The organism is Micromonospora sp. S-DT3-3-22, from assembly GCF_015354745.1.
In the GTDB taxonomy this organism is placed as follows: domain Bacteria; phylum Actinomycetota; class Actinomycetes; order Mycobacteriales; family Micromonosporaceae; genus Micromonospora; species Micromonospora wenchangensis.
Window position 1 is genome coordinate 1 of sequence record NZ_JACGMO010000204.1, and the last position, 7,320, is coordinate 7,320.

At 71.0% G+C, this 7,320-nt stretch carries 5 protein-coding genes and 1 pseudogene; 1 reads left to right on the forward strand and 5 read right to left on the reverse strand.

Features of this window, described 5'->3' with window-relative positions; all coding sequences use genetic code 11:
- Nucleotides 1-451, reverse strand: a pseudogene (locus H1A17_RS32805) (helix-turn-helix transcriptional regulator); the annotation flags it as partial.
- A 257-nt stretch (nt 452-708) separates the two neighbouring features.
- Between H1A17_RS32805 and H1A17_RS32810 the strand changes: the two are divergent.
- Nucleotides 709-1,092 carry a WhiB family transcriptional regulator gene (locus tag H1A17_RS32810; RefSeq protein ID WP_088645816.1) on the forward strand — a complete coding sequence of 128 codons (384 nt, stop codon included), beginning with the start codon at nt 709-711 and terminating at the stop codon, nt 1,090-1,092.
- Nucleotides 1,093-1,322: 230 nt separating this feature from the next.
- Here the strand turns inward: H1A17_RS32810 and H1A17_RS32815 are convergent, their stop codons facing one another.
- The 4 genes from H1A17_RS32815 to groES all read right to left on the reverse strand — a co-directional run bounded on the left by H1A17_RS32815 (nt 1,323) and on the right by groES (nt 6,891).
- Nucleotides 1,323-2,759, reverse strand: coding sequence for a non-reducing end alpha-L-arabinofuranosidase family hydrolase (locus H1A17_RS32815; RefSeq protein ID WP_194823705.1), 1,437 nt, complete (start codon nt 2,757-2,759; stop codon nt 1,323-1,325).
- A 181-nt stretch (nt 2,760-2,940) separates the two neighbouring features.
- Complete coding sequence (locus tag H1A17_RS35735; protein ID WP_375372851.1) at nt 2,941-4,473, reverse strand: molybdopterin-dependent oxidoreductase; 1,533 nt, start codon at nt 4,471-4,473, stop codon at nt 2,941-2,943.
- 383 nt (nt 4,474-4,856) lie between these two features.
- Entirely contained in the window at nt 4,857-6,503 is a 1,647-nt protein-coding gene (gene groL, locus H1A17_RS32825) for a chaperonin GroEL (RefSeq protein WP_145921697.1), read from the reverse strand.
- Between the two features lie 73 nt (nt 6,504-6,576).
- Nucleotides 6,577-6,891: a co-chaperone GroES gene (groES, locus tag H1A17_RS32830; RefSeq protein WP_084261531.1), complete on the reverse strand. Its 315-nt coding sequence runs from the start codon at nt 6,889-6,891 to the stop codon at nt 6,577-6,579.
- Nucleotides 6,892-7,320 lie beyond the last annotated feature (429 nt).

A 7,320-nucleotide genomic window follows, 5' to 3' on the forward strand; every position in this document is an offset into this window, starting at 1 on the left:
CGGGCGGACGACCGGGTCGCGGGGGTGCGCCGACCGCGGCGGTGTCCCGGGCGGGGTCGGCGACCCGGTGCCGGGCGGGCCGGCCGGGTGCTGCGAGCAGCAGCAACGCCTTCGCCACCGCGCTGGTCAGGTCGTGGTCGGCACCCTGGATCAGGCCCCGCGCCCCGGCGCTGATGGTGGCCGCCGCCGCCTCCGACTCCTCGGTGCCGAGCAGCAGCACCGCGGCCTGTGGGGCGCGGGCGAGCACCCGGCGCACGAAGCCGGCGCTGTCCGGCCGGGTGAGCGCCGTGTCGGCCAGCACCACGTCGACCGGGCGCTCGGCGAGCCGCAGCATCACCTCGGGATCGGAGACGGCTGTCCGGACGACCGCGGCCAGGCCGAGTCGCGCCGCCGCGTTGGTCAACTGCTGCGCGGCGATCGGTGTCCGAACGCATACGAGAACGGTACGCACGGTGGTCTCCTCTCCGGACACGAGCAGACCATGACGGGGTCCACCGGGGAGGAGGTTCCGGGCAATCCTCTGAACTTTTCCGACATTTGGGTCATATGCCGCAGGAGGCTTCGGGTTTTCGATCTCAACACGTGTGAGTCGGCGAGGGTTCGGGTACCGAGGCTCCACGCCGGAAACGGGGTACGCCAGCGCGGACCACAGCCCGGACGCCGGTTCAACGAGGATCTCCGCGGTGCCGCGCGGGAGGAGGGGTGCTGATGTCGAACGTACGTAGACTGCCCGGACCCATCGTCGACCTGTGGGACTGGCAGCGTCTCGGCGCCTGTCGGGGTCGGGACAGCGCACAGTTCTTCCACCCGGACGGCGAGCGCGGTTCGTCCCGGCTGCGCCGGGAGTCCGGTGCCAAGTCCGTCTGCCAGGCCTGCCCGGTGCGGGCCGAGTGCGCGGCGCACGCCCTGTCCGTGCGGGAGCCGTACGGCGTCTGGGGCGGCCTCAGCGAGTCCGAGCGGCTGCGGCTGCTCGCCCTCGGCTGGGAGGACCTGGCCGACCGCCGGCAGACCCGGGTGGACATCGCCCGGATGGAGGCCCGGCTCGGCGCTTCGCACAAGACCGCCGTACCGGCCCAGCGCAAGATCGCCTGACCGACCCCCCACACCTCGACGAGGCCGCGCTCCGATGATCGGAGCGCGGCCTCGTCGTTTCCCGGCACGTGTTCCCGGCACGGACGAGAAGCGGGGCGGGCCCGGCATCGCCGGACCCGCCCCTTCATTCCACCCGATCCTGCTCCGAGCCGTCGAGCGGCTCATCCGGTACGGCGTACGCCGCCGGTCGCGGGAGTCAGGAACAGCGGGGTCGCGCCTGCGTCACGCCGTCAGCGCTGCAGGGTCAGCAGACCCGGCCGGTACGGCAGGAGGCCGTAGTCACCGCCCGAGTTCGTGGCGCGGCCCTGGTACAGCAGCTGCAGGTTGCACGGGTCGATCGTGTTCGTCTGATCCGCGCTGGTGCGCAGCAGCTCGCCGTGGCTGATGTCGTTGGTCCAGGTGGCACCGCTGTTGGCCTTGCCCGCGAACGGGTTGTTGTAGGTCGTCGCGTTCGGCGTCCAGGTGCCGCTCAGGCTGGTCGCCGTGAACGAGCGGAAGTAGCGCTCCCAGGAGCTGGTCCTGGCCTCGATGATCATCAGGTACTGGTTGCGGCCCGCGACCTTGTAGACCTGCGGCGCCTCGAAGATGTTCTCCGTGGTGTCGCTCATGATGGTCGTGTAGCTGGAGCCGAAGCTGCCCGGGAAGTTCCCGATCGGCATGATCTGGCGGTAGATCTTGCCGTTGTCGCCGGCGAAGAACAGGTACATGTTCTGGTCGTCGCCGATGATCGTCTGGTCGATCACGCCGGTGCCGGAGTCGGTGATCTTCGCGGTCGACAGGGTCTGCGCGGCCGACCAGCCGTTGGCGTTGGCCGGGTTGGTCGACGTGCGGTACGAGAACGACGTCGGGCCCCACTGGTGGGCGAGAACCCAGATGTTCTTCGGCGCGAAGTAGAACAGCGACGGCGCGACGGTGCTCTGGCTCATGGTGTTCTGGGGGGCCGAGCCGAGCTGGTTGAGGTTGTCGACCAGGCCGAAGTTCATCGAACCCCAGCCGCCGGTGGCGCTGCTGCTGTGGGTGGTGGCGTACACCAACTGCTTGCCCTGGTAGGGGGCGATGGTGAAGTCCTTGAGTGACGCCCAGCCGGACTTCGGCTGCGCCAGCGGGCCGGTCGACGACCAGCGGTAGGTCGACGGCAGGGAGCAGTTACCCGTCGGCGGCGGGGTGGTCGGCGGAGGTGTCGTCGGCGGCGGGGTGGTGGGGGGCGGCGTGGTGGGGGGCGGGGTGGTGGGCGGGTTGGTCGGCGTCGTGCCGCCGTTGCAGGCCACCCCGTTGAGCGCGAAGCTCGTCGGGACCGGGTTGCTCGACGTCCACGCCCCGTTGAAACCGAACGACACCGAGCCGTTGGTCGGGATCGCGCCGTTGTAGCTCACGTTCTTGGCGGTGACCGCCGAGCCGCTCTGCGTCACGGTCGCGTTCCACGCCTGGGTCACCGACTGCCCGGAGGCGAAGGACCAGGTCAGCGTCCAACTGCTCAGCGCGTCGCCCAGGTTGGTGATCGCGACGTTGGCCCCGAAGCCGCCGCCCCACTCCGAGGACACCGCGTAGTTCACCGAGCAACCCGCCGCCGCCGCACCTGCCGGCAGCGCGGTGACCACCGACGCCGACGCCAGCAACGCGACACCGGCCGAGATCAGGCCGACATTGGCCGATCTGGATCTGGACATAAAACACCCTCCTGACGGGATGGCGACCTGCACATTGGTGGTGGTCGTTGTTAGGTGAACGTTAACAGTCGCGTCAGGTATGTTACGGGAGCGCTCCCACAGCCTCAACCCTCGATACCACCGGGGAATTTTCGGCTATCCGTACATTGATCACTCTTGATGACTTAACGGTGATGGGGGATCAGCGGACGGTGACTGTGACGCTGTGCCAGCCGGTCGCCCCGTCCGGGGCCACCGGTGCGGTCAACGGGGTCTGCGTCTCGCCGTCCCGGTCGGTCGCCCGCACCTGGAGGGTGTGCTCGCCCGGGGTCGCCGGCCACCGCCACGACCACTGCACCCAGGTGTCCACCGACACCGCCGGGGCGAGGGTCGCCTCCTGCCAGGCCCCGCCGTCCACCCGTACCTCGACCCGGCTGATCCCCCGGTGCTGGGCCCAGGCCACCCCGGCCACCGTCACCTCACCGGCGGTGAGCCGGTTACGCGAGCGCGGGGTGTCGATTCTCGACTGGGTCTTCACCGGCCCCTGCGCCGACCAACCGCGCGGCACCCAGTACGCGTCGAAGTCGGCGAAGCTGGTCAACTCCAGCTCGGTCACCCACTTGCAGGCCGACACGTACCCGTAGAGGCCCGGCACCACCATCCGCACCGGGAACCCGTGCTCGACCGGCAGCGGCTCGCCGTTCATCCCGACCGCCAGCAGGGCGTCCCGGCCGTCGCGCAGCACCGCCGTCGGGGTGCCGCAGGTCCAACCGTCGACCGAGCGGCCGACCACCTGGTCGGCCCCCTCCTCCGGGTCCGCCTCGTCGAGCAGTTCCTTGAGCGGTACGCCCAGCCAGCGGGCGTTGCCGATGAGGTCCCCGCCCACCTCGTTGGAGACGCAGGCCAGGGTGACGTACCGCTCCACCATCGGGCGGGCGAGCAGCTCGGCGAAGGTCAGTTCGATCGGGTTGCGGACCCGGCCGTGGATGCGCAACCGCCACGTCTCCGGATCGACCTGCGGCACCACCAGCGCCGTGTCGATCCGGTAGAAGCCGCTGTTCGGGGTGGTGTAGGGGGCGAGCTGGGCCAACGACAGATCCGCGCCGGCCGGCACCGTCGGCGCCACCGCCGACGGGGTGGGCAACGCGACGGCATCCCGGGCCGCCGAGACGCCCCGTCGACCGGCGAGCCAGTGCCCGCCCAGCCCCACCACGGTCGCCGCGCCCGCGAGCAGGCCCGCACCGCGCAGGAACCGACGCCGGGACTCCGGGTCGGTCGACTCCAACGGCTCCCACCCGGCCGGCGGCGCGACCGGCGACCCGCCCCCCGGGGCCGGGCCGAGCGGAACGGCGGCTCGCTCGGCGGCGGGCATCGGGGACGACGGAGTCGGGGACGGCCCGACCGGCGGAGTCGGCGACAGCGGAGTCGGGGACGGCCCGGTCACCCCGGACGGCGGGGACGACTCGACCGACGGGGACGGGGACGGGGACGGCTCGGGGGGTGCGGCCGGCGGGGTGGTGGGCAGCGGGGTGGGTGGCTGCCAGGGCCAGGGGTCGAGCTGCCAGGGACCGGCCACGAAGGCCCAGAGAACCAGCGCGCCCAGCCCCCCGCCGACCAGGGCGGGAAGGGCATCGGCGGCATCCGCACCGGACCGGGTGAGCGCGGCGGCGACACCGAGGCCGGTGAACGCCGCGATGCCCACCAGCCCGACCGCGAGCCGCCGCGCGGCCAGCATCCCGATCCCGGCGGCGAACGCCGCCAGCAGCACCGCCGTGCCGACCAGCAGGGCGATCTTGTCGTACCGGCCGAAGACGTCGATGGCGAACTGCTTGAGCGGCTCGGGGACCGTGTCGACGACCACCCCGCCGACCGCGATCAGCGGGGCGGAGCGGGGGCCGGTGAGGACGGCGACCGGCTCGGCGACACCGATGGCCACCACGGCGGCGGTGACCCCGGCCAGCGCGGCGAAGCCACGGGGGGTGGTGCTCATCCGGCCAGTGTCGTCGATCGACCGGGCCGGCCGCCAACCACGTCACCGTTCCGTAAGCAGCCGTCACCGTACGCGTCAGGGCGCACCGCCGACGTCGACGGTGCGCCCTGAGCTGGCGTACTACCGGGTCAGAAACCCGGGCCGTGCTGGTGACCGTGCCCGTGGCCGTGGCCGTGCCCACCGGCGGCGGCCGGCTCCGGCTGCTCCGGCTTCTCGACGACCAGGCTCTCGGTGGTGAGCAGCAGACCGGCGATCGACGCGGCGTTGGTGACCGCGTTGCGGGTCACCTTCACCGGGTCGATGATGCCGGACTTCACCAGGTCGACGTACTCGCCCTTGGCGGCGTCGAGGCCGTGGCCCCACTCCTGACCGGCGACCTTCTCCACCACCACGTAACCGTCGTGGCCGGCGTTCTGGGCGATCCAGCGCAGCGGCTCGACCAGCGACTTGCGCACGATCGAGACACCGACCTTCTCGTCACCGGTGAGGCCGAGGTCGTCGTCGAGCACCGCGCGGATCTGGGCCAGCGCGGCACCGCCGCCGGGGACCGTGCCCTCCTCGACCGCGGCCTTGGTCGCGGCGATCGCGTCCTCGATGCGGTGCTTGCGCTCCTTCATCTCGACCTCGGTCGCCGCGCCCGCCTTGATGACCGCGATGCCGCCGGAGAGCTTCGCCAGCCGCTCGGCCAGCTTCTCCCGGTCCCAGTCGGAGTCGGACGCCTCGATCTCCTTGCGGATCTGGGCGACCCGGTCGGCGACCTCGGCGGACTGGCCGCCGCCGTCGATGACCGTGGTGTTCTCCTTGTCGACCACGACGCGCCGGGCGGTGCCGAGCGCCTCCAGGCCGACCTGGTCGAGCTTGTAGCCCAGCTCCGGGGCGACCAGCTCGGCACCGGTCAGGATCGCCATGTCCTGGAGCATCGCCTTACGGCGGTCGCCGAAGCCGGGGGCCTTGACCGCGCAGACCTTGATGGTCTTGCGGATCGCGTTGACCACCAGGGTGGACAGCGCCTGGCCCTCGACGTCCTCGGCGACGATCAGCAGCGGCTTGTTGTTCTGGAGAACCTTCTCCAGCAGCGGCAGCAGCTCCTCGATCGCCGAAATCTTCTGCGTGGTGATGAGGATGTACGGGTCCTCCAGCACCGACTCCTGCGACTCCGAGTCGGTGACGAAGTTCGGCGAGATGAAGCCCTTGTCGAACTGGAGACCCTCGGTCACCTCCAGCTCGGTGGTGAGGGTGGAGCCCTCCTCGACGGTGATCACACCGTCGCGGCCGACCCGCTCCATCGCCTCGGCGATCAGCTCGCCGATGGTGGCGTCCTGCGCCGAGATCGTCGCGACGTGCGCGATCGACTCCTTGTCGGCCACCTCGACGGCCCGGCCGAGCAGCGCCTCGGAGACCTTGGTGGCCGCCGCGTCGACGCCCCGCTTGAGGCCGGTCGGGTTGGCCCCGGCGGCCACGTTGCGCAGGCCCTCGCGGACCATCGCCTGGGCCAGCACGGTCGCGGTGGTGGTCCCGTCGCCGGCGACGTCGTTGGTCTTGGTCGCCACCTCCTTGACCAGCTGCGCGCCGAGGTTCTCGTACGGGTTGGTGAGCTCGATCTCCTTGGCGATGGTCACACCATCGTTGGTGATCGTCGGCGCACCGAATTTCTTGTCCAGGACGACGTTGCGCCCACGCGGGCCGAGGGTGACCTTGACCGTGTCCGCGAGGGCGTTGACACCGTGCTCCAGCAGGTGCCGGGCGTCGTCCGAGAAGCTCAGGATCTTCGCCATGAATGTCCCTTCGAAGCGACGTCGCCCCGGCCCGGCGAGCCGGACCGGGGCGACGACACTGGAATCGGTTTGGTTACTTCTCGATGACCGCGAGAACGTCGCGGGCGGAGAGCACCAGGTACTCCTCGCCGGCGTACTTGATCTCGGTGCCGCCGTACTTCGAGTACAGGACGGTGTCGCCGACCTTGACGTCGAGCGGCACGCGGTTGCCCTTGTCGTCGATCCGGCCCGGGCCGACGGCGAGGACGGTGCCCTCCTGCGGCTTCTCCTTGGCGGTGTCGGGGATCACGATGCCCGACGCCGTGGTGGTCTCAGCCTCGTTCGCCTGGACCACGATCCGGTCCTCGAGCGGCTTGATCGCAACCTTGGTCGCGGTAGTCACGGGCATACCCTCCTGGGGTACTTGGTTTCGTTGCCGGCCGAGAGTCCGACCAGCGTCAATCTGCCACATGCCACCGGGCGGGGCCGTCGTCGCGGGTGCCGGTCCGCCTGGCGTTCAGCACCCGGACCGGATGATCCGGACGCTGGCACCCTCAGGGTGAGAGTGCTAATCGCAGGTTATTCCTCGGCTAGCACTCCGTCAAGGAGAGTGCCAATCTGCCGCCCCTCGTGTCGCCGTCCCGCCGATGATCAACTCGATGGTGGCGATGTTGCGGTGACGACACCGCCCGGACACCGCAACATCGGCCCACCCGAGTCGGTCTCCCGGGAGGACCGGACAATGGGCGGGTGGATCTCGACCAGTTCGCCGCGCTGCGTACCACCGAGGGGTCGGCCGTGCTCGCCGCGGCGGCCGGGGTGGCCGGCGGCGACCCGC

What these genes read in the sequence shown, in the direction of transcription:
- groES (WP_084261531.1), bottom strand. Translation starts at nt 6,891, where the DNA reads ATGCCCGTGACTACCGCGACCAAGGTTGCGATCAAGCCGCTCGAGGAC.
- H1A17_RS32815 (WP_194823705.1), bottom strand. Translation starts at nt 2,759, where the DNA reads ATGTCCAGATCCAGATCGGCCAATGTCGGCCTGATCTCGGCCGGTGTC.
- groL (WP_145921697.1), bottom strand. Translation starts at nt 6,503, where the DNA reads ATGGCGAAGATCCTGAGCTTCTCGGACGACGCCCGGCACCTGCTGGAG.
- H1A17_RS35735 (WP_375372851.1), bottom strand. Translation starts at nt 4,473, where the DNA reads ATGCTGGCCGCGCGGCGGCTCGCGGTCGGGCTGGTGGGCATCGCGGCG.
- H1A17_RS32810 (WP_088645816.1), top strand. Translation starts at nt 709, where the DNA reads ATGTCGAACGTACGTAGACTGCCCGGACCCATCGTCGACCTGTGGGAC.